General features: G+C 72.3%; 20 protein-coding genes. 10 read left to right on the top strand and 10 right to left on the bottom strand.

Features of this window, described 5'->3' with window-relative positions; all coding sequences use genetic code 11:
• Window positions 1-135: 135 nt before the first annotated feature.
• Window positions 136-1071, top strand: coding sequence for a hypothetical protein (locus tag DMB66_RS00350; protein WP_125801952.1), 936 nt, complete (start codon window positions 136-138; stop codon window positions 1069-1071).
• A gap of 362 nt (window positions 1072-1433) precedes the next feature.
• Here DMB66_RS00350 and DMB66_RS00355 read toward each other — a convergent pair whose 3' ends face one another.
• The 6 genes from DMB66_RS00355 to DMB66_RS00380 form a co-directional block, all read right to left on the bottom strand.
• Window positions 1434-3080, bottom strand: coding sequence for a tannase/feruloyl esterase family alpha/beta hydrolase (locus tag DMB66_RS00355; RefSeq protein WP_233624185.1), 1647 nt, complete (start codon window positions 3078-3080; stop codon window positions 1434-1436).
• A gap of 176 nt (window positions 3081-3256) precedes the next feature.
• Window positions 3257-4288, bottom strand: a complete 1032-nt coding sequence (locus tag DMB66_RS00360) for an amidohydrolase family protein (protein ID WP_125801954.1) — start codon at window positions 4286-4288, stop codon at window positions 3257-3259.
• Window positions 4285-5064 (bottom strand): NAD(P)-dependent oxidoreductase, encoded by a 780-nt coding sequence (locus tag DMB66_RS00365; protein ID WP_125801955.1) that lies wholly within the window; start codon window positions 5062-5064, stop codon window positions 4285-4287. The genes DMB66_RS00360 and DMB66_RS00365 overlap by 4 nt, the downstream gene beginning before the upstream one ends.
• Complete coding sequence (locus tag DMB66_RS00370) at window positions 5061-6101, bottom strand: VOC family protein (RefSeq protein ID WP_125801956.1); 1041 nt, start codon at window positions 6099-6101, stop codon at window positions 5061-5063. Before DMB66_RS00370 ends, DMB66_RS00365 begins: the two co-directional genes overlap by 4 nt.
• Entirely contained in the window at window positions 6102-7328 is a 1227-nt protein-coding gene (locus DMB66_RS00375; RefSeq protein WP_233624186.1) for a PrpF domain-containing protein, read from the bottom strand. It lies immediately after the preceding gene.
• Complete coding sequence (locus DMB66_RS00380) at window positions 7325-8014, bottom strand: 4-carboxy-4-hydroxy-2-oxoadipate aldolase/oxaloacetate decarboxylase (protein ID WP_125801957.1); 690 nt, start codon at window positions 8012-8014, stop codon at window positions 7325-7327. The genes DMB66_RS00375 and DMB66_RS00380 overlap by 4 nt, the downstream gene beginning before the upstream one ends.
• A 131-nt stretch (window positions 8015-8145) precedes the next feature.
• Between DMB66_RS00380 and DMB66_RS00385 the strand changes: the two genes are divergently transcribed.
• The 5 genes from DMB66_RS00385 to DMB66_RS00405 are packed head-to-tail and all read left to right on the top strand — an operon-like array spanning window position 8146 to window position 12216.
• The gene (locus tag DMB66_RS00385) at window positions 8146-9117 is read left to right on the top strand and encodes an ABC transporter substrate-binding protein (RefSeq protein ID WP_125801958.1); all 972 of its coding nucleotides are present in this window, start codon (window positions 8146-8148) and stop codon (window positions 9115-9117) included.
• Complete coding sequence (locus DMB66_RS00390; protein ID WP_125801959.1) at window positions 9114-9950, top strand: ABC transporter permease; 837 nt, start codon at window positions 9114-9116, stop codon at window positions 9948-9950. The genes DMB66_RS00385 and DMB66_RS00390 overlap by 4 nt, the downstream gene beginning before the upstream one ends.
• Complete coding sequence (locus tag DMB66_RS00395; RefSeq protein WP_125801960.1) at window positions 9947-10732, top strand: ABC transporter permease; 786 nt, start codon at window positions 9947-9949, stop codon at window positions 10730-10732. The genes DMB66_RS00390 and DMB66_RS00395 overlap by 4 nt, the downstream gene beginning before the upstream one ends.
• Window positions 10733-10736: 4 nt before the next feature.
• Window positions 10737-11528, top strand: a complete 792-nt coding sequence (locus tag DMB66_RS00400; RefSeq protein ID WP_370318315.1) for an ABC transporter ATP-binding protein — start codon at window positions 10737-10739, stop codon at window positions 11526-11528.
• 43 nt (window positions 11529-11571) lie between these two features.
• A complete protein-coding gene (locus DMB66_RS00405; protein ID WP_125801961.1) occupies window positions 11572-12216 on the top strand; it encodes a GntR family transcriptional regulator in 645 nt (214 codons plus the stop codon).
• Window positions 12217-12227: 11 nt separating this feature from the next.
• On the opposite strand, the gene DMB66_RS00410 is transcribed toward DMB66_RS00405, so the two are convergent.
• Window positions 12228-13205 carry an NAD(P)-dependent alcohol dehydrogenase gene (locus tag DMB66_RS00410; RefSeq protein WP_125801962.1) on the bottom strand — a complete coding sequence of 326 codons (978 nt, stop codon included), beginning with the start codon at window positions 13203-13205 and terminating at the stop codon, window positions 12228-12230.
• An 84-nt stretch (window positions 13206-13289) separates the two neighbouring features.
• On the opposite strand from DMB66_RS00410, the gene DMB66_RS00415 reads away from it, so the two are divergent.
• Window positions 13290-13988: a TetR/AcrR family transcriptional regulator gene (locus tag DMB66_RS00415; RefSeq protein ID WP_125801963.1), complete on the top strand. Its 699-nt coding sequence runs from the start codon at window positions 13290-13292 to the stop codon at window positions 13986-13988.
• On the opposite strand, the gene DMB66_RS00420 is transcribed toward DMB66_RS00415, so the two are convergent.
• From DMB66_RS00420 to DMB66_RS00430, 3 genes are read right to left on the bottom strand one after another with little or no spacing between them, the layout of a single operon-like run.
• On the bottom strand, window positions 13972-14697 hold the full coding sequence (locus DMB66_RS00420; RefSeq protein ID WP_233624187.1) for a TIGR03089 family protein: 726 nt from the start codon (window positions 14695-14697) through the stop codon (window positions 13972-13974). The genes DMB66_RS00415 and DMB66_RS00420 overlap by 17 nt on opposite strands.
• 28 nt (window positions 14698-14725) lie before the next feature.
• Window positions 14726-15601: a helix-turn-helix transcriptional regulator gene (locus tag DMB66_RS00425; protein ID WP_125801965.1), complete on the bottom strand. Its 876-nt coding sequence runs from the start codon at window positions 15599-15601 to the stop codon at window positions 14726-14728.
• Between the two features lie 17 nt (window positions 15602-15618).
• Window positions 15619-16395: an SAM-dependent methyltransferase gene (locus tag DMB66_RS00430; RefSeq protein ID WP_233624196.1), complete on the bottom strand. Its 777-nt coding sequence runs from the start codon at window positions 16393-16395 to the stop codon at window positions 15619-15621.
• A gap of 249 nt (window positions 16396-16644) precedes the next feature.
• Here DMB66_RS00430 and DMB66_RS00435 point away from each other — a divergent pair, with 249 nt between their 5' ends.
• The 3 genes from DMB66_RS00435 to DMB66_RS00445 all read left to right on the top strand — a co-directional run bounded on the left by DMB66_RS00435 (window position 16645) and on the right by DMB66_RS00445 (window position 20707).
• Entirely contained in the window at window positions 16645-18504 is a 1860-nt protein-coding gene (locus DMB66_RS00435; protein WP_125801967.1) for an ATP-binding protein, read from the top strand.
• Between the two features lie 154 nt (window positions 18505-18658).
• A complete protein-coding gene (locus DMB66_RS00440) occupies window positions 18659-19864 on the top strand; it encodes an MFS transporter (RefSeq protein ID WP_125801968.1) in 1206 nt (401 codons plus the stop codon).
• A gap of 282 nt (window positions 19865-20146) precedes the next feature.
• Window positions 20147-20707 carry a GNAT family N-acetyltransferase gene (locus DMB66_RS00445; protein ID WP_125801969.1) on the top strand — a complete coding sequence of 187 codons (561 nt, stop codon included), beginning with the start codon at window positions 20147-20149 and terminating at the stop codon, window positions 20705-20707.
• Window positions 20708-20831 lie beyond the last annotated feature (124 nt).

Raw genomic sequence — 20831 nt, forward strand, 5'->3', positions numbered from 1 at the left:
GTTGACTTCGGCGCCGGTCCGCGGCGGGTGCCGACTGGCACAAGGGTGCTCGACCTGAGGCCGGGCGGGGGTGTCGCGCCGGCGGACGGGCCGGTTGATTGGACGCAGCTGGACAAGCTGCCCTCTTGTCTTACCGTGGAGTGGTCGGGGCCGGATCGGGGCATCGCCGACGCCGTCGGTGCGCGCCTCGGCATTCGCTTTCTGTACTGGAGCGACGCCGTCGGGGATCTCGACCTGCGGCGCACCCGGCTGCGGACCGTGCGGCTGGCAGGCGCCGAGCTTCGCAGCGTTCGGTTGCCTCGATCGATCGAGACGGTGCTGCTGCGCGATCCGCCGGCCGGCCTCCAGGTAGAGGCTCCCGACGAGGGCAGCCGCGTGGATCTGCGCCTGTTCCAGGACGGCAGTGACGTCGTGATACCAACCGGGCTGCGACGAGTGTCCACGGTTTGGCTTCGGGTTGGCGGTGAGGTTTCCGCGGCGGTGCTGGAGACGCTGTCGGAACTGCGAGATCTGACGCTGACCTTCAACGCCCCGCCGGGAATCATCACCGATCTGGCTCATCTGCCGCGGCAACTACGCACGCTGAAGCTGGACGACGCGTACGGCCTGGATCCCGATGCGCTGCCCGAGCTGCCGCGACTTCGCAGTCTGGTGCTGCACGGCACCCGGCGGACCACCGCGACCACGCTGCGGCGGCGGTTCACACACGGCCCGGTCACGCTGTCGGTCGACGGCGCGAAGTCGGAGCGCTGGCTGGCGGAGCACATGGACAACCCCTTCCGCGACTGGGTCGAGGAATCCACGGCGTTCGGCCGGGCGGCCTGCGCCGCATACACCCGGGCACAGCAGGCGATCAGCGCGATCGCCCCGGAGGCGGCGGACCGCTCGGCGGCCGGAGAACAGGCGCTTCGTGACCTCGTGGCCGACCTCAACACGATCAACAGCGAGCATGAGCTGATTGACACGATCTTGCGGGAACAGGCCTGGAACGCCTTCCGGGAACTCGCCGGACGTCTGTCCACTCCCGACACGCGAGCCGCCGAGTGGTTCGACCAGGATCGTCGATTCTGACCTATCCCGACCGGCCACGTCCGCGACATCACCCCGGTCACCGCCTGCCCCACCCCGGCGCCATAGCCCTCGGCCGGAAGAACCGAGACCCAGGTACGGCGGGTCACCGCCCGGCCGCCTGACCTCGGTCGAGCAGAAGCGACCTCGCCAGCAGCGTCTCCGGAACCATCTTGACGAGCATCTCGACGCCCGGCGTCACGTCGACGACACAAGCCCACGCCCACCGAGCAACCCAACACCCACCACCACATCAACGACACAAGCCCACGCACGGATAAAGTGCACCGCCCACGACGGTGGAGAACCGCTCGGCGAGGGCCCGCCTGTGCAGGTCTCCGCAATCCTCCCGGCGGACCAGACGGTCAGCGCGGGTGCGGTGCCGGCGGGATGACCAGTTTTCCGGCCACGGCCCGGGGCCATGTCTGGTATCCGGACGAGTACAGGCTCTGCCCGATCCACCTGTTGTCGTTGCGGACCGGCTTGCGTGGCGTCACGGCGACGAAGTTGGCCGCGTCGTCGGCGCTGCCCGTTCCGTCGTAGCGGGCCACCGCGGGATACGGGAACACCGGCCGGGTCCGCGTGACGCTGCCGGCCACGACGTTCGCGGCGGTGATCCGCCCGGGCTGCCGGCCGCTCTCGACCCAGGCCATCACCGGGGTGAGCACGTCGAAGGTGTTCGGGCCCGCGCCGCCGCCGCAGTGTGCGACTCCCGGGAAGAGGTAGAGCCGCGCGAAACGACCGTCCGTCGTCTCGCGCAGGGCGTCGTAGTAGGCCAGCGTCGATTGCGGCGCGATGTGCTGATCATTCCAGCCGTGCCAGAGCAGCAGTTTGCCGCCGCCGCGCTGGAAGGCGGTCAGGTCGGGATCCATGGCCGCCAGGTACGTCGAGGACGGCAGCACGGTCTGCCAGAACGACTCCACGGTGAACTTCAGGTCGGTGAGCCGGTAGTCCGGCCGTGGGTCGTTCGGCCGGGCCAGGTAGCGCAGGTAGGACAGGGCGAAGTTCTCGCTGGCCACCGTCTGGCCCTGGGCGGCCGGCACGAACAGCGTCCATTCGAGTTCCGAGCCCCATTCGTGGGCGATGGCCGGCTCCAGCCGGCGGCCCCGGGCGTCGACCGCCCCGTCGTGCAGGCGTTTGACCACGGTGGCCTCCGCCTTCGACAGGCACGTGGCGGCGTCCTGGCCCGTGCGGCAGTGCAGGGTCGCCGGGTCGAAGCGGCACAGCCGCGGGTCGTCGATCAGGCCGTCCCGCAGGCCGTCGAGGGTGTCGCAGGCGGCGAGCACGGCCGTGTGGATGAGCGGCAGCTTGGCGGCGAGCAGGATGGCGGCGCCGTCGGCGTCCCTGTTCGCCAGCACGTTCCAGGCGTGGTGGAAGGTGTTCTGGACGGCCATGTTGTTCGCCGGTGCGCCGGCGGCGATCCCGTCGAAGTCGTTCGGGTAGCGCTGTGCCGCCATGAGGCCCTCGCGGCCACCGTCGGAGCAGCCGTTGAAGTAGGAGTACGCCGGCCGCCGACCGTAGAAGGCCGCGATGACCGCCTTGGCCACCTGGGCGGTCACGTGCACGCCCCGGTAGGCGAAGTCGATCTGCGCCTGCGGGTTGCCGGCGGCCCAGGAGCCGTCGTTCTGCCCCTGGTGGCCCATGTCGGTGGTGGCGCTGGCCACGGTGCCGTCCGCGATCGGCTGGCAGGTCGCCGCCTGGCCGTAGGTGATGGTCGCATTGCCGCAGAGGCCACCGCAGCCGGTCTGTAGGTAGCGCTGGGTCCAGCCGTTGACCGGCAGGCGCATGACGATCGTGTTCGCCGGGGCGATGGTGCCTCGGACCTCGCAGTAGGGCGCGCCGGTGCTGACAACGGTGGCCGAGCGGATCGTGACCGGCGCGTCGGTGACGCCGGCCAGGTCCAGGCCGGTCACATCGGCACAGTTGAGCACGGGCGGGAGGGCCGGCAGGTCGGCGAGGCCGGAGGCGGTAGTGGCGACGGCGGAGGCAGCGGGGAAAGTCGAGGCCGACACGGCAACCGCGGCAGGGAAAGTCGAGGCCGACACGCCAACCGCAGCAGGGAAAAGCGAGGCCGGCACAGCGGCCGCGGGTGCGCCCGCGGCCAAAGCCAAGATCAGGACGGAGGTCAGGCAGGCGGTCAGGACGGCGGTCCGGCAAGCGGTTGGGACGGCGGGAGTGGTGGGCCGTTTCATCGGGGGGTGGCCTCCGCGAGTGAGGTGAGCACGGCGTCCAGTCGTGGATAGACGCGGCGGGCGTTGGTTTCGTAGACCCGGGTCCGCTCGTCGGGGGTGATCGTGAGGGCGTCGACGTACCGGCGGGTGTCGTCGAAGTGGTGGCCGGTCCGCGGGTCGATGCCGCGGACGGCGCCGACCGTCTCGGAGCCGAACAGGATGTTGGCGGCGGGGATGACCTCGAAGAGCAGGTTGATGCCGGGCTGGTGATACACGCAGGTGTCGAAGAAGACGTTGCCCAGCACCGATTCCTCCGGGCCCGGCCGGCCGAGCATGTCGGCGAGGCCGCGGAAGCGTCCCCAGTGGTACGGCACCGCCCCGCCACCGTGCGGGATGATCAGCCGCAGACCGGGGAACCGCTGGAACAGGTCCGCCTGCAGCAGCTGCATGAACGCTGTCGTGTCGGCGTTGAGGTAGTGCGAGCCGGTGGCGTGGAAGCTGGGGTTGGTCACCGCGGAGACGTGCACCATGCCGGGCACGTCCAGCTCGGCCATGGCCTCGTACAGGGGAAACCAGCTCGGGTCGGTCAGCGGCGGGGTGGTCCAGTGGCCGCCGCTGGGGTCGGGGTTGAGGTTGCAGCCGACGAAGCCCAGCTCCGTGACGCAGCGCCGCAGCTCGGCGACGGACTTCGCGACCGGGACGCCGGGCGACTGCGGGAGCTGGCAGACGCCGGCGAAGTGCCGGGGGTAGAGCCGCACCACCCGGGCTATCAGGTCGTTGCAGACCCGGGTCCAGGCGGCGCTGACCACCTCGTCGCCGAAGTGGTGACCCATCGCCGACGCGCGCGGCGAGAAGACGGTCAGGTCGACCCCGCGCTCGGCCATCAGGCGCAGCTGGCTGCCCTCGATCGACTCCCGGATCTCGTCGTCGGAGATCCGGGGGTACGGCGGCGGCTCGCGCCCGGCGATGTACGCCTCCTGCTGGGCCGCCCGCCAGGCGGTGTGCGCGGCCGGCGCCGTCGTGTAGTGACCGTGGCAGTCGATGATCATGACCGACTCTCCCGGTCGCGCAGCGCGATCAGCAGGTCCCGGGCCGCGGTGGCGATCCGGGGCTGGACGCCCAGCCCGGCCAGGTGCTCGCTCGCCGCGCTCATCTCGTCGGCGCGGCGGCGCGCATGCCGGTGGGTGCCGTCGACCAGCCGGTCGATCGTGCGCTCGTCGAAGCCCGCGAGCTCGGCGCTGATGTCGGCGCGCAGCCACGGCGCGCAGCCGGCCGCCTCGGCGGCGGCCAGCGCTTCCACCACGGCGGCCGCGAGACCCTTGTAGAAGACGCTGCGCAGCAGCTTGCGGGAGATCGCCTCGCCCGCCGGGCCGGGCTGGACGGTCACGGCGGCGCCGAAGCCGGTGAGGATCTCGGCGTACCGGGCGGCGCCCGGGCCGGAGACGAGCATCGGGGTGCGCAGTCCCCGGCCCGGCACCGGGGCCATCAGGGCGACGTCGGCCACCGCCACGTCCCGGCCGGTGAGCTGCCGCACCAGCGCGGCCTTCACGGCGGGTGCCGCGGTGTTCAGGTCGGCCCAGAGCGTCCCCGGCGCCAGCGCCGGCAGCGCGTTCGCCAGGGCGGGCCGGGCGTCGTGGGCGCTGTTGACGCTCAGCACCAGGTCGGCGTCCCGGACCGCGTCGGCCTCGTCCGACCGCGGATCCACCCCGGCCGGCGGGCCCACGGCGGGGTCGTAACCGCGGACATCCACGCCGGCCGCGACAAGATCACCGGCGATCTCCGCGCCGGCCTCACCCAGCCCCAGCAGCGCGACACGCACCCTCACGACAAGCCCGGCGGAACGAAAGGCGAGCCCGGCGAAACGGAAGACGAAGCTGGCGGAACGGAAGACGAACCCGGCGGGACGACGGGCGTGCCGTGGGTGTGGAAGGTGTCGATGGTTTTCAGCCCCCACGCCTGGCCCTTGGCCCGTTCCTCGCGGTTCCAGCTGATCGTCTTCCAGTCCGGGGCCAGGATCAGGCGGGCGCCGGCGTTGCAGATCTCGATGCGGTTGCCGCCCGGCTCCCACACGTACAGGAAGAAGGTCTGCTGGATCGCGTGCTTGTGCGGCCCGGTCTCGATGTGGACGCCGGCGTCCAGGCACACGTCGGCGGCCCGCAGGATCTCCTCGCGGGTGTCGGTGGCGAAGGCGATGTGGTGCAGGCGGCCGCTGCTGCCGGTCCAGTCCTCGGTGTAGACGAGGTCGTAGGTCTTGTCGCCGACGGAATACCAGACGGCCTGCGGGCTGCCGTCGTCCTTGACGATCCGCTCGGTGCACCGCGCGCCCAGCACGTCGCCGAGGAACTCCGCGGTCGCCGGCACGTCGGCGGTCAGGTAGTTGACGTGGTCCAGGCGCCGCAGGTTCGCGCCCCGGCCCGGGTAGGCCGCGGCCTGGTTCTTCAGCGCCGGCCGGTCGGCCTCGCCGGCCCGGTACCACTCGACGTCCCAGTACAGGCCGAACTCGTGCCCGTCGGGGTCCTGGAAGAGGTGGACCGGGCCGAGGCCGTACCCGTCCGTCACGACGCCGCGGCCGAGACCGGCCGCGGCGATCTCCGCGGTGAGCCGCTCGAGGCCCTGCGGGCTGGCGGCGCGCAGATAGGTACGGCCGATGCCCGCCGCCGCCCGCCGCACCAGGCGGATCGTCCACGACTGGTAGTCGTCCCAGGTGTGCAGGTAGATCGAGGTCTCGTCGCGGTGCACCTCGCGCAGGCCCATGACGTTCACGAAGAAGTCGCGGGACGCCTCCGGCACGGCGGTGAAGAGCTCGATCGGGCCCACGTGGGCGATGTCCCGTCGGCGGTCGGGGTCGTGGGGGTGGCTCATTCAGGTTGCCTTTCCGCTGCGCGGCCACACGAGGCCGTCGGCCAACTTGCGGGCGGTACGCACGACGGCGCTGGCGCGGACCCGGGTCCGCGGGCCGCTGCCGTCGAGCTCCAGAGAGACCTCGAAGATGCCGGTCGGATGCTCGATGCGGACCACCCGGCCGGCCGGCGCGATCGAATCCGCGACGGTGCCGGGCGCCGGCACCTCCACTGAAGCAACGGTGCCGGGCGCAGGCACCTCCACTGAAGCGAGGGTGCCGGGCGCAGGCACCCCCGCCGAAGCGACAGTGCCGGGCGCAGGCACCCCCGCCGAAGCGACAGTGCCGGGCGCTGGCACCCCCGCCGAAGCGACAGTGCCGGGCGTGAGCACCCCGGCCGCGACCGAGACGGCGCCCAGGACGCCGATCGCGGCGTGCACCCGGTGCGGGATGAACGTCCGGGTGCACACGGTGCCGCCGGTCCTGGCCGGCGACACGATGCTGATCTTCGGCACGGTCGCGTCGGCGACGTCGCCGAGCCCCATCGCGGGACCGGCGGCGAGGCGGATCGCCTCCACCTTCGCGCGCAGGGCGGCGTCGCCTTCGAGCACGTCCGGCGGCTCTTCGCCGGCGACGCCGAGGTCGGCGGCGCGGACCAGCACGACCGGCATGCCGGCGTGCACGCAGGTGACGTCGAGGCCGGCGAGCCGGTCGGCGAGCCGTCCGGTGGGAAAGACCGGCTCGGCGCCGCCGGGGAACCGCAGGGCGATCGGCGCGGCGGGAAACGGCGCACCCGCCATGACGGTGTCCCCGGCATACCGCACCCGCCCGCCGGGCGTCAGCACCCGCGCCTCGGCGAGGCCGACCGCGGGGTTCATGATCCGGATGCGGACGGTCGTCGTCTCGCCGGTGGCCGCGACCAGTCCCCGCTCGATGGCGAACGGCCCCACCCCGGCCAGCAGGTTGCCGCAGGTCTGCGCGGCGGTGACGAGCGCCCGGCCGGGCACCACCTGCAGGAAGAGGTAGTCCACGTCGGCGTCGCCGGCGGACGAGGGCGCGACGACCGCCACCTTGCTGGTGAGCGGATGCCCGCCGCCGAGGCCGTCGATCTGACGTTCGTCCGGTGAGCCCATGATGCGCAGCAGCAGGTCGTCACGCTCGTCCGGGTCCGCCGGCAGGTCCGCGGCCAGGAAGTACGCGCCCTTCGAGCTGCCGCCACGCAGCTGCATGCAGCGGATCCCGTCGCTCACGGCAACCGGTCCACATAGGTCACGCCGAGCTCGGCGAGCAGCGGGCGCAGCTGGTACAGGTCGACGCCGAGCGTCCCGCCGGCCAGTTGCTCGCGCTTGGCCGCCTCGTTCGCCAGGCGCCGCGCCGCCGCGTCGGCCACCCGGCCACCCGTGGCCGCCGGCAGGACGAGCACGCCGTCGTCGTCGGCGATCACGATGTCGCCGGGCCGGACCAGGGCGCCGGCGGCGACGACCGGCACGTTGACCGAGCCAGGGCTGGCCTTGACCGTGCCCTGCGCGTGCACGGCCCGCGACCACACCGGGAAGCCCATCTCGCGCAGGGTCGCGAGGTCCCGGACGCCGGCGTCGATCACCAGGCCGACGACTCCCCGGGTGGTCAGCGAGGTGGCCAGCAGGTCGCCGACCATGCCGTCGGTGGACGGCGAGGTCGTGGTCACCACCAGCACGTCGCCGGGCCGGCACACCTCGACCGCCGCGTGGATCATCAGGTTGTCGCCGGGGTGGCAGGAGACGGTGATCGCGGAGCCGCCGATCGCGGAGCCGGCCTGCCGGGCCTGGATCGCCGGGCCGAGCAGGCCGGTGCGGCCGGCCGCCTCGTGGGCCGTGGCGACGCCCGCCTCGCGCAGGCCGGCGATGGTCTCCGGATCGGCGCGGTCGACGCAGCGCACGACGTAGTGGGATGCCATGAGGCCGACCGTAGCCAGCAGTCAACAAGATTGTCAACAATCAGCAACGTGCCCGCAAGATTGCCTTCACAATTGTTGACAATCTCTGTACCGTCCGGTCATCGGCCTCTCAAGTCCTGTTGGAGGACCCCATGACCCCACTCCGGCGCCGCCGGTTCACCGCCCTCGTCCTGACCATCTCGACGGCCCTGCTGGCCGGCGCCTGCGGCTCCGACGAGCCGGCCGGATCGACGGCGGACGGCACCACCAAGGTCAAGATCGGGGTGATCCCGATCGTCGACGTCGCACCCGTCCATCTCGGCCTGAAGCAGGGCTTCTTCGCCGCGGCGGGCCTGGACGTCACCCTCGAGACGGCCCAGGGCGGGGCGGCGATCGTCCCCGGGGTGGTCAGCGGGCAGTACCAGTTCGGCTTCAGCAACACCACCTCGCTGCTGCTGGCCACCTCCAAGGGGCTGCCGCTGAAGGCCGTCGCCTCCGGGGTGGCGTCCACCGGCGAGCCGGGCAAGGACTTCGGCGGGGTCATCGTGCCGGCCGGCAGCGCGATCAAGACCGCGGCGGACCTGGCCGGCAAGCGGATCGCCGTCAACACCCTCAAGAACATCAACACCACGACGGTCGACAAGGTCGTCCGGGACGCCGGCGGCGACCCGTCCACCATCCGGTACGTCGAGCTGGCGTTCCCCGACATCGCCGCCGCGCTCGCCAAGGGTGACGTGGACGCCGGCCAGGTGGTCGAGCCGTTCCTGACCATCGCGACCGGCCAGGGCAACCGTCAGGTGGTCTCGAACTACGCGGGCACCGACCCCGACCTCACCGTCGCGATGTACTTCACCTCGAAGCAGTACCTGGCGCAGCACCCCGAGGTGGTCAGCGGCTTCACGGCGGCGATGACCAAGTCCATGGAGTACGCCGGCGCCCACCCGGACGAGGCGCGGGCGACGCTCGCCACGTACACGAAGATCGATCCCGCCGTGCAGCGGAGCCTGGTGCTGCCGAGGTGGCCGGCCACGGTCGACCGCGACTCGGTGCAGCTGCTGGCGGACCTGGCCGTCCAGGACAAGCTGCTCACCCAGCAGCCGGATCTCGGCGCCCTGCTGCCGTGACGGCCACCGCACCGGCCCTGACCGGGCCGGCGCCCGGCCGCCCCCGCGCCCGGGTCCCCGCCGGCGAGCGGTGGCGCCGGCCGGCCCTCGGGCTGCTCGGGCTGGCACTGCTGGTCGGCGCCGTGGAGGCGCTGCCGCGGCTGGGCATCGTGGACAGCAGGTTCCTGCCGCCGTTCAGCGCGATGGCCCGCAGCCTGGCCGCGCAGCTCGCGCTCGCCGACTTCTGGACGGCGTTCGCCCAGACGGTGCGGGGCTGGGCGCTGGGCCTGGCGGTCGCCATGATCGCCGGAATCGTCGTCGGCGTGGTGCTCGGCGGCGTGCCGCTGCTGCGCGCCCTCACCGCCTCGACCATCGAGTTCCTGCGCCCCATCCCGTCCGTCGCGCTGATCCCGCTGGTGGTGCTGATCTACGGCAGCCGGCCCCCGTCGGCGCTGGTCCTCGTCGTCTACGCCGCGTTCTGGCAGGTGCTCGTCCAGGTGCTCTACGGCGTCGCCGACGTCGACCCGGTCGTCCGCGACACCGCCCGCTCGTACCGCTTCTCCCGCCGGGCGGTGGTCCGTACGGTCCTGTGGCCCACCGCCCTGCCCTACGTCGTCACGGGCTTCCGGCTGGCCGCCTCGGTGGCGCTGATCCTGCAGGTCACCGCGGAGCTGATCATCGGTGTCCCCGGCCTCGGCCGCTCGATCGGCGTGGCACAGAGCTCGGGCGCCGTGCCGGAGACGTACGCCCTGGTGCTCGTGGTCGGGCTGCTCGGCGTGGCGGTCAACGCCTCGGCCCGGGCCGTCGAACGCCGCGCCCTGCGCTGGCACACCTCGGTTCGGCGGGACCTGTGAAGATCTCGGAACTCCCCCGCCGGGCGCTGGTCGCCCTGGGCCTGCCCGTGGTGCTGATCGCGTTGTGGTGGACGCTGTCGGCGCACAGCACCAGCTTCTTCTGGCCGCCGCTGTCCACCATCGCGCGGGCGTTCCCGCAGACCTGGACCGCCGATCCGCTCCGGCACGACGTGCTGCCCAGCCTCGCCCGGCTCGCCGCCGGCTACCTGGCCGCCCTGGTCGCCGGCGTCGCCGCGGGCACGGCCATCGGATCGTCGCGGACCCTGCGCGCCCTCTGCGAGCCGGCGCTGGAGTTCCTGCGCGCCATTCCGCCGCCCGTGCTCATCCCGGTCATCGCGCTGTTCGCCGGCTACACCGGCTGGACCGCCAAGGTGATCACCATCGCCCTGGGCTGCGTGTGGCCGATCCTGCTCAACACCGTCGAGGGGGTGCGCTCGATCGACGAGGTGCTGCGCGACACCGCCCGCTCGTACCGGCTGGGCCGGCTCGCGACCCTGCACCACGTGGTGCTGCGGGGAGCCAGCCCACGGATCGCCACCGGCGCCCGCCAGGCCCTGTCCATCGGGGTCATCCTCATGGTCATCAGCGAGCTGTTCGGCGCCGACCGCGGGCTGGGCGCGGCGATCGTGCAGTTCCAGCGCGGGTTCGCCATCCCCCAGATGTGGACCGGCATCATCCTGCTCGGCCTGCTCGGCGTCGCCCTGTCCGGGCTGTTCCGCCTGGTCGAACACCGATCCCTGGCCTGGTACCGCGGGCTGCGCCAGGCCGAACGAGGGACGTGACGACGTGACTGTGCTCGATGTGGACGGGCTCGCCAAGACCTACCGGAGCCACGGTGCGGACGTCGAGGCGATCCGGGACCTCACCTTCCGGATCGACCGGGGCGAGCTGGTCTGCGTCGTGGGCCCGTCCGGGGCGGGCAAGACGACGCTGCTGCGCTGCCTGGCGGGGCTGCTCGACCCGACCGGCGGCCGGATCCGGCTGGACGGGGCTCCGGTCACCGGGCCACCCGCCGGCATGGCGGTCGTCTTCCAGGAGTACGGGCGCAGCCTGTTCCCGTGGCTCACGGTCCGCGCGAACGTCGAGCTGCCGCTGAAGGAGAAGGGCCTGTCCCGGGCCGACCGGGCCACCAAGGTCGAGGCCGCGCTGTCCTCGGTCGGCCTGAGCGACAGCGCGGACGCGCACCCGTGGCAGCTCTCCGGCGGCATGCAGCAACGGGTCGCCATCGCGCGGGCGGTGGCGTACGAGCCCAGCGTCCTGCTGATGGACGAGCCCTTCGCCGCCGTCGACGCACAGACCCGCGCCGACCTGGAGGATCTGGTCCGGGCCCTCTGGAAACAGCTCGGGATCACCGTCCTGTTCGTCACCCACGACATCGACGAATCGGTCTACCTCGGCCAGCGGGTGCTGGTGCTCTCCAACCGGCCGACGGTCGTCCTGGCCGACGTACCGGTCGACCTGCCGGCGGAGCGGCAGCAGCTGGAGACCCGCTCGTCGGCGCGGTTCACCGCGCTCCGCAGTCAGGTGTACGCCCTGGTCCAGCAGGCGAAGAAGGGTCACCGGCCGGGCACCGCGTGACCGGTGCCTACGATGACCTTCGACGACGAGGAGCATCGAGGCTATGAGTGACGTCCTGGCCGAACTGCGGGCGGCCATCCTGCGCGGGGAGTACGCCCCCCGCCAGCGGCTCATCGAGAACGAACTGGTCGAGCGGTACGGCACCAGCCGGTTCGTCCTCCGCAACGCGCTCACCCGGCTGGCCAACGAGGGCCTGGTGGAGCTGCAGCCCAACCGCGGCGCCCGGGTCCGGGAGATCTCCGTCGACGAGGCCATCGAGATCACCGAGATCCGGCGCGCCGTCGAGGGCCTGGCGGCGGCCCGGGCGGCGGAGCGGATCACCGACGCCGAGATCGCCGAGCTGCGGGCGCTGGGCGCCCAGATGACCGCCGTGGTGAACCAGGCGGACATGCTGCGGTATTCCGAGCTCAACGCCCAGCTGCACGCCACGGTCCGGTCGATCGCCCGGCACGCCTCCGCCAAGACGATCATCGAGCAGCTCAACGGGCAGATGGTGCGCCACCAGTTCCGGCTCTCGCTGATGCCCGGCCGGCCGTCGGTGTCGCTGCCGGAGCACCTGGCGATCATCGAGGCGGTCTGCGCGCGCGACCCGGCGCGGGCCGAGGATGCCATGCGCACCCACCTCACCAGCGTGATCGAGGCCCTGGTCACCTTCGCGGCGTCGGTCACCTCCCGGTCGGCCCTCTGACACCGGTGTCCCTATGCGACGTTGAGGACGACCTTCGCGCGGGCGTGCTCCTGTTCGACGTACCGGATCGCCTCGGCCGTCTCGCTCAGCGGCAGCGTACGGTCGATGATCGGGGTGAGGGCGCCGGACTCGGCGAGCTCCCGCAGGGTGTCCAGGTTTTCCCGGCTCGGCGTCGCGCTGAGCGTGATCACCCGCTGGCGGACGAAGCGGGACAGCAGCTGTCCCTTGACCACCAGGCCGATCGGCCCGACGAGGCTGCCGCCGGAGGACACGCCGCCGCCGGACAGGATGAGCGTGCCGGTGCGGGTGAGCGCCCGGCGGAGGTCGGCCAGCGAACGGTTGCCGACCAGGTCGAACACGACGTCGTAGCGCCGCCCGCCGGCCGCGAAGTCCTCGCGGGTGTAGTCGACGATCTCGTCCGCGCCGAGTGAACGGACCAGCTCGATGTTCCTGGTGCTGCAGACGCCGGTCACGTGCGCGCCGAACGACTTGGCGAGCTGCACGGCGAAGGTGCCCACACCCCCGGAGGCGCCGTTGATCAGGACCCGCTGGCCCGGCCCGGTGTGCGCCACGTCGCGCAGGCCCATGAGGGCGGTGTTGGCCGCCAGCGGGATCGCCGCCGCCTGCTCGAAGCTCAGGTTGGCCGGCTTCGGCCCGACCAGGTCCTCCGGGACGCTCACGTACTCGGCGAAGGCCGCCTCGACCTCGCCGTACACCTCGTCGCCCGGGCGGAACCGGGTCACCTGCCGCCCGACCGCCGCCACCCGGCCCGCGAAGTCGGTGCCGCGGATCCTCACCTTGGGGCCGCGGAGCCCGAACGCCATCCGGGCGAGGTACGGGTCGCCGCGCATGGCGTGCCAGTCACGGGCGTTGATCGTGGCGGCGTGCACCCTGACCAACACCTCGTTGTCGCCGGCCACCGGCTTGGCGACCTCGGCGAGCCGCAGCACCTCGGGTGAGCCGTACCGGTCGTGGACGATCGCTTTCATGAGGCCTCCTCAAAACCCAGGTGTACGGTGTACACCGCTGGACAGCACACTAGGTGTACGGCGTACACCTGTCAAGGAGACGAGATGACCGAGCAGGCGGCAGCTCCGCGCCGGACCCCGCTGAGCAGGGAGCGCGTGCTGCACGCCGCCGTCGCGCTCGCCGACGACGGGGGCAGCGAATCGCTCAGCATGCGCAAACTCGCCCAGGAGCTGGGCGTCGTGCCGATGGCGCTCTACAAGCACGTGGCCAACAAGGAGGAGCTGCTCGACGGCATGGTCGACGTCGTCGTCGGCGAGATCGACCCGCCGGTCCGCGGCGCCGACTGGAAACCCGCGGTCCGCCAGCGGATCCTCTCCGCCCGGCGCGCCCTGCTGCGCCACCCCTGGGCGTCCCAGGTGATCGAGTCACGAACCACGCCGACCCCGGCCGGGCTGGCGTATCTGAACTCGATGATCGGCATGTTCCGCGAGGGCGGCCTCTCCGTCGGCCTCACCCATCACGTCATGCACGCCATGGGCAGCCGGATCCTCGGCTTCAGCCAGGAGCTATACGTCGGCTCACCCGCCGTCGACCCTCAGGTGCAGGAGGCCATGGCCCGCGAGCTGGCCGGCCGGTTTCCCTATGTCGCCGAGATCGCCATGGCGGCCGCACACGTCGAGGACTCGGTCGTCGGCTCGGGGTGCGACGACCAGTTCGAGTTCGAATTCGCGCTGGATCTGCTCCTGGACGGCATCGAAGCGCTGCACCGGCGGGGCTGGACGCCCGTCACAGCACGCGCGTGACGCCCTCGGCGGCGATCCGGGACTCCAGGGCGTCGCGGTCCAGATTCGCGCAGAGCACGATCGATGCCCCGGCGGCCAGCGGCGTCAGCAGCCACCGCACGGGCTGCTCGTGGTCGTTCGCGTCGACCAGCACCCGGTCGCCCGCGCGCAGCCCCAGGTCGGCGGCGATGCCGTGCGCCACCTCGCTCCACTGCGCGTACGTCGTACCGTCCGGGCTCGCCACATCGCCGGGACGCAGGCCGGTGTAGTTCGGCGTGCTGTCGGGATGACGGACCACCTCGGCGGCGAAGTCGCGGTAGCCCGCCGGCACCTCCTCCAGCGCCGCGAGGCCGGGAGCCAGGCCGAGCACGAATCGGTGCCGGGCGGCCGGCACCTCCTCCAGCCAGCTGCCCAGCCGCTGACCGGAGACGAAGACGACGTCGAGCGGCTCCGGCGGCGCGGCACCCAGGCCCGCGGTCGCCCACGGACGGAACGACACGGCGATCCCCGCGGACCAGGCCCCGAGCAGCACGACGGCGGTCTGCCAGTGCGGTGGCAGCAGCACCGCGGCGCTGCTGCCGGCCGCCAGCCCGCACCCGTCGCGCAGCAGCGCCGCCGCCCGGGCCGACCAGCCGCCCAGCTCGGCGGCGCCGAGCTCGGTGCGCTCGCCGGTCGCGTCGTCGTAGTAGGTCAGCAGCGGGCGGTCCGTCCGCGGCAGCGGGACGGACACGACAGCGGTATCGGGCACAGGTGGCAGCTCAGTCGGGGGCGTCGAGGTCGCGCAGCGCCTGGCGCAGCAGCTCGGGGGTGCGCGCCGGCGGCTCCGCCTCGATCGTCAGCCTGCCCATCGCGGCGGCGTAGTGATCCACTTCCTCGCGTTTCTCCAGGTAGAGACCGCTGGTCAGGTGTTCGAGATACACGACGTCGGGCATGTCCGGATAGGGGAAGCGCAGGATGGTGAACGCTCCCCCGGCCGCGGCGTGCCCGCCGGAGGCGAACGGTATGACCTGCAGCCGGACGTTGGGCTGCTCGCAGGCCGCCAGCAGCGACATGATCTGCTCGCGCAGCACCTCCTTGCCGCCGATCGTTCGGCGCAGCACCGCCTCGTCGAGCACCGCCCAGAGCCGCGGCGACTCGTCCCGTTGGAGCATCTGCTTGCGGGCCATCCGCAGGTCGGCGCGCCGGGCGATCTCCTCGGCCGACGCGCCGCCGTGCCCGAGCGTGATGACCGCCCGGGCGTAGGCGTCGGTCTGCAGCAGACCCGGCACGAACTGGATCTCGTACGTGCGGATCAGCTCGGCGGCCTGCTCGAGGTCCAGGTAGTTCTGGAACCAGGTGCTGAGCACGTCGCCGTACGAGTGCCACCAGCCCGGGGTGTTGGCCTCGCGGGCCAGGGTGAGCAGCCGCTCGTGCTCACCCTGGTCGTCGACGCCGTACAGCTTGAGCAGGTCGACGACGTCGCGCACCTTGAAGCTGACGCGGCCGAGCTCCATCCGGCTGATCTTCGACTCGGAGGCACGGATCTCGTAGCCCGCCCGGTCGCGGGTGACGCCCTTGGCCGTCCGGAGGCTGCGCAGGCGGGCGCCGAGCTGCAACCGGCGGACCGTCGGCCCGTCGTTCTGCCCCGTCGTCACGTGTGGTCCCGTCGTTGTTATGGCTTGCGACCCACGGCGCAGTACTGGTCGATCTCCGGCGCGTTCTCCGCTCCGGGCCCGGGCTTCCACTTGGTCACGGAGACCACGCCGGGCTCGACCAGCTCCAGGCCCTCGAACAGCGCGGCGATCCGGTCGGCGCTGCGCAGGTGGTATTTCGGGTTCGCCGAGATGTTCCAGATCCGCACGGCCTCGTTGTTGGCCTCGCTGGTGTCGCTGCCGTCATACATGGCCAGGTAGCTCCCCGAGGGCAGCCGCGACATGATGCTGTCGATGATCGACTTGGCTTCCTTGTCGTCCTCGATGTGACCGAGAATGCCCATCAGGAACAGCGCCACGGGCTGCTTGAGGTCGAGCGTGCGGGCGGCCTCGCCCAGGATCTTGTCGGCGTCGCGCAGGTCGGCGTCGATGTAGTCGGTCGCACCCTCGGGGCTCGTGGTCAGCAGCGCCTGGGCGTACGCGAGCACCAGCGGGTCGTTGTCGACATAGACGATGCGGGCGCTCGGCGCCACCTGCTGCGCGACCTCGTGGGTGTTGTCGGCCGTGGGCAGGCCCGTGCCGATGTCGAGGAACTGCCGCACGCCGGCCTCGCCCGCCAGGTAGCGCACGGCCCGGGCCAGGTAGGCCCGCGACAGCCGCGCGTTCTCCGCGAGCTGGGGCATCGACTCGATGATCTGATCGCCGACCGCCCGGTCGACGGCGAAGTTGTCCTTACCACCGAGCAGGTGGTTCCAGATCCGAGCCGTCTGGGGGACGGTGGTGTCCAGTTTGGGCATCTTCTCCTGGCCCTCAGCCACGTGCACATCCCTTGTTCGAACGAAACCACGCCGAATGATCGGCGCAAGCATAAACCGCCCATCGATCGCAGGCGTGCGCCGAACGGTCATACTCGGGCACCCCTAAGCAGGAAGCATCACGACCTGTGCGGCGGCCGGTCGGCACCATGGCCCGGCCCGCCTGAGACGAGGCTCTCCACTCGCGCGAATCGGCACCGCGGGCCGTGGCCGCGGGCGTAGCGTCGGGCCGTGGGTGGGGGTTCCGGGTCGAGCGCCTTCTCCGGCGCCGGCGCCCGGCCGCCGGGGCGCCGCTCGGTGCGCCTGCTGGCCCTGGTCATCGCCCTCGGCCTGCTCGGCACGACGCTGGCCGCGACGGCGCTGCGGCACGCCGACGAGGACCGGGCGGCCCGGGCCCTGAGCCAGCAGACGATGATCGTCGCGCAGACCGTGACCGCCGAGGTCCGCCGCTACAGCACCGCCCTGGCCGACCTCGCCGCCGCCGTCGGCGCCCAGGGCCGGCTCGAGTCCGCCGAGTTCACCGCGATCGTCGCCGCGGTCGACGGGCAGCGCCTGCCCGGCGCCACCGGGGTGGCCCTCGTGGTGCCGGCGACCGGCGCGCAGATCCCCGAGGTGCAGCGGTTCTGGCGCGACAGCGGCGACGCCGGCCTGACCCTGCGGCCGTCGCCGGCCGCGGGCGGCGAGCACATGTTCGTCGTGCTGCACCGCGCCGTCGACGGCGGCGGGCCGCTGCTGGGCCGCGACCTGGCCGGCTCCGCGCCGGCCGCCGCGGCGATGCGGCTGGCCAGGCAGAGCCACCGGATCGCGACGAGCACCACCTACCGGCTGCTCAGCGACGAGTCGCTGCCCGAAACGGATCAGCAGATGTCGTTCCTGCTGGCCGCGCCGGTCTCCTCCACCTCGCCGTCCGCCGCCGACACCGGGCGGTTCCGCGGCTGGCTGACCATGGGCCTGCGCGGCGGCGAGTTCCTGCGGGAGGCGATCGGCGTGGTGGCCCGCGACACGGTGGCCGTCACCCTGGTCGACCCGGGACCGGTCACCCCGGTCCCGGTGGCGAGCTGGACGCCGCCGGTCCCGCTGCGGAACGACCCGGCCGCCCGCGACGTCCCCGTACCGGTGCCGCAACGCACCTGGCGGCTGGTCGTGCGGCCCACCCAGCGGCTGCTGCCCGGCGGCGCCGACGCGCAGCTGGACGTCGCCGCGTGGATCATCGGCGTGGTCCTCACCGCCCTGCTCGCCGGCCTGACCGGCACGGTGCTCTCCGCCCGCGACCGGGCGCTGCGCCGGGTCGACGACGCCACGATCGCGTTGCTGGACGACATCGAGCGGCGCGAGGCCGTGGAACAACAGCTGCGGCGGCGCGAGACGGAACTGGTCGGCTTCGCCGGCATCGTGGCCCACGACCTGCGCAACCCGCTGGCCCGGATCACCGGTTTCGCGGGCTTCCTGCGCGAGGAGGCCACCGAGCGGCTGGACCCGGTGCACCGCGACTTCCTCGAACGGCTCTACCACGGCGCCCTGCGGATGCAGACCCTCATCGACGACCTGCTCGACTATGCCACCGCCGAGAACCGGGCCCTGAACACCACGACGGTCGACCTGAAGGCGCTCGCCGACGACATCGCCCGGGAACGGCTCGGCGGGGCCCGGCACCCGGACACCATGATCGTGGTGGATCCGCTGCCGGCCGTGCCGGGCGACGCCACCCTGCTGCGCCAGGCGCTCGACAACCTGATCGGCAACGCGGTCAAGTACACCGCCGAGGGCCGCCAGCCGTACGTGCGGATCACCAGCCGCCCGCAGGGCGAGACCGTGCGGATCGACGTCGCGGACCGGGGCATCGGCCTGCCGGAGGACCAGCGCGACGCCGTCTTCGCCGCCTTCAACCGGGCGGCGGGCAGCGAGGGCTACCCGGGTACGGGCCTGGGCCTGGCCATCGTGCACCGCATCATCGAGCGCCACGGCGGCGAGGTGGGCGTGGACGACAACCCGGGCGGCGGCAGCCGGTTCTGGTTCACCCTGCCGCTGGTACGCCCGCCGGCCGAACCGTCTCCCACCGAACGGGCCGACCGGGTTATGGTCGGACGGTGATCCCGCTGGAGGCCGCCGCGACGGCGTACGCCCACTGGATCACGCCCGCCCTGCCGCTCTACGGCAACGACCACGAACGGGCCGATTTCGCTCCCTGACGCCGACCTGGCACCGGCGCGTCCCACCAGCCCCGTCGCACAGGGAGCGATGTGTCATGTCCACGGTCAGTCCCACCTCCCCCCGAGTCCGCGCGGTGCTGCGCGCGCCGCAGGTCGCCCGGGTCCTTCTCGCCAGCCAGATCGGCCGCCTCCCGCTGGCCTCCGGGCCGCTGGCGCTGCTGCTGTTCGCGCGCCAGTCCCTCAGCCTGACCGCCGCCGGCCTGCTGGTCGCGGCGTACACGGCGGCGATGGCGGTGAGCACGCCACTGCTGGCCCGCACCGTCGACCGGTGGCGCCAGCCGCCAGTGCTGTGGGTCTCGGCGCTGGTGTCCGGGGCCGGCTTCGTCATCGTCGCGGCCGGCGGGCACAGCACACCCGCCGCCGCCGTGGGTGCGGCGCTGGCCGGGGCCGGCACCCCGCCGCTGGAGGCCTGCCTGCGGGCGCTGTGGCCGGATCTGCTGTCCCCGGCGGTCGTTCCCGCGGCGTACGCGCTGGACATCGCCGTCCAGGAGGTGATCTTCGTGGTCGGCCCGCTGACCACCGTGGCCGCGGTGGCCCTCGGCGGCCCGACCGCCGGCCTGCTCACCGCCGCGGTGCTGCAACTGGCCGGCACCGCCGGGTTCGCGCTGACGCCGGCCGTGCGGAAGTGGCGCGGCGTGCGGGCGGTGCGGCACTGGGCCGGGCCGCTGCGCTCGCACCGCTTCACGCTGATGCTGGCCGGGGTCGGCTGCACGGGCCTGGCGATCGGCAGCATCCCGGTCGCGCTGACCGGCTACGCGGAGGCCGCGGGCACCAGGTCGCTCAGCGGCTGGCTGCTCGCGGCCCAGGCGGCGGGGGCGCTGGCCGGCGGCCTGCTCTACACCCGCGCCGGGCCCGGTGGTCCGCGCCGGCTGCCGCTGCTCGCCGGTGCGCTCGCCGCCGGGTTTCTGCCGCTGCTCGCGACGCCCCGCCCGGCGCTGATGGCCGTGCTGCTGGCGATCAGCGGCATGGCCCTGCCCCCGCTGCTGACCGCGGTCTTCCTCGCCGCCGATCGGCTGGCGGCGCCGGGCACCGTCGCCGAGGCGTTCGCGTGGGTGGCGACCGCCTTCGCGGTCGGCAGCGCCACCGGATCGGCGCTCGGCGGGCCGCTGGTGGCGGCCGGGATCCGGTACGGCTTCGCCCTCGCCCCGGCGATCGCGCTGGTGTGCGTCGCGGTGATGATCGCCGTCTGCTACGGCGGCACCGAGTCGTCACGCCGGAGCCTCCACGCACCGTCCGACTGAGGGCGGCACGGCGAGCGGGCCGTCGCCGCTCGAGGGGCGAGGCGGCGACGGCCCGGCCGGTCGCCAGGGGCGTGTCCTTTGTGCAATGTGCAGCAAGTACATGACCTTGGTGTGCCAAAATCGCCGATCTCGGCGGGTAGGGCGGTCCAAGACCAAAAATGTGCTGCTCACAGTCTGTTGTTCTTGAATCACTCTCCGTACTCTGTTGGTCAAATACCCATCGATCAACTTCAGTGCAGTCGTGGGTCGATGGTCTCCGACGGGCATTGCGGGGAGCACAGCATGGTCATCAAAATTGTCGATCAGATCAACGACGACGAGCTCGGAGAGTCGGCATGGCAGTTGTATCTCTCCGCGTTCCGTGAGCTGAACACGATGGCGGTGCAGCGGCATCTGATGTACCGCCACGAATTCGACGAGGTCATGGACGACGCGCGGGTCCAGAAGTACCTTTGCCTCGGCGATGACGGGACCCTGTGCGGTCTGGCCACGTACACCAACAACCTCGACGCGGTGCCACTGATCGCACCGCAGTACTTCGAGCGCCACTGGCCCGAGCACTACGCGGGCAACCGGATCTGGTACATCGGATTCGTCGCGGTGCACCCCAAGGCCCAGGGCCGGCACATGTTCAAGCAGTTGGTCGAGCAGCTGTACATCACCGCCGCGACCCAGAACGGGCTCGTCGGCATCGACATCTGCTCCTACAACGACGAAGTACTCAACTTCTCGCACATCTTCCGGTCCATGGTCGAGCGCCTCACCGCCAACATGCGCTTCCAGCGGATCGACCAGCAGTCGTACTGGCTCTACGATTTCAGCGCGGAAGCCGCGGCAGCCTGAGGGTCACCGGACATCACGCCATAGGCGCCTCCTTCGCGCGGGTCCCTGCCAGGACCCGGGTCTTCCGGCTCCGCCGGTGGGTGGCGCTCCGCCGGGGCGCTGCCGATACCTCGGACCTTGTCCG

The sequence above is a fragment of the Actinoplanes sp. ATCC 53533 genome (assembly GCF_003947245.1).

Bases quoted from the DNA above. Each gene is read 5' to 3' on its own strand.
- DMB66_RS00380 (WP_125801957.1), bottom strand. From the start codon at position 8,014: ATGGCATCCCACTACGTCGTGCGCTGCGTCGACCGCGCCGATCCGGAG.
- DMB66_RS00445 (WP_125801969.1), top strand. From the start codon at position 20,147: ATGGTCATCAAAATTGTCGATCAGATCAACGACGACGAGCTCGGAGAG.
- DMB66_RS00430 (WP_233624196.1), bottom strand. From the start codon at position 16,395: ATGCCCAAACTGGACACCACCGTCCCCCAGACGGCTCGGATCTGGAAC.
- DMB66_RS00405 (WP_125801961.1), top strand. From the start codon at position 11,572: ATGAGTGACGTCCTGGCCGAACTGCGGGCGGCCATCCTGCGCGGGGAG.
- DMB66_RS00410 (WP_125801962.1), bottom strand. From the start codon at position 13,205: ATGAAAGCGATCGTCCACGACCGGTACGGCTCACCCGAGGTGCTGCGG.
- DMB66_RS00385 (WP_125801958.1), top strand. From the start codon at position 8,146: ATGACCCCACTCCGGCGCCGCCGGTTCACCGCCCTCGTCCTGACCATC.
- DMB66_RS00370 (WP_125801956.1), bottom strand. From the start codon at position 6,101: ATGAGCCACCCCCACGACCCCGACCGCCGACGGGACATCGCCCACGTG.
- DMB66_RS00415 (WP_125801963.1), top strand. From the start codon at position 13,290: ATGACCGAGCAGGCGGCAGCTCCGCGCCGGACCCCGCTGAGCAGGGAG.
- DMB66_RS00440 (WP_125801968.1), top strand. From the start codon at position 18,659: ATGTCCACGGTCAGTCCCACCTCCCCCCGAGTCCGCGCGGTGCTGCGC.
- DMB66_RS00360 (WP_125801954.1), bottom strand. From the start codon at position 4,288: ATGATCATCGACTGCCACGGTCACTACACGACGGCGCCGGCCGCGCAC.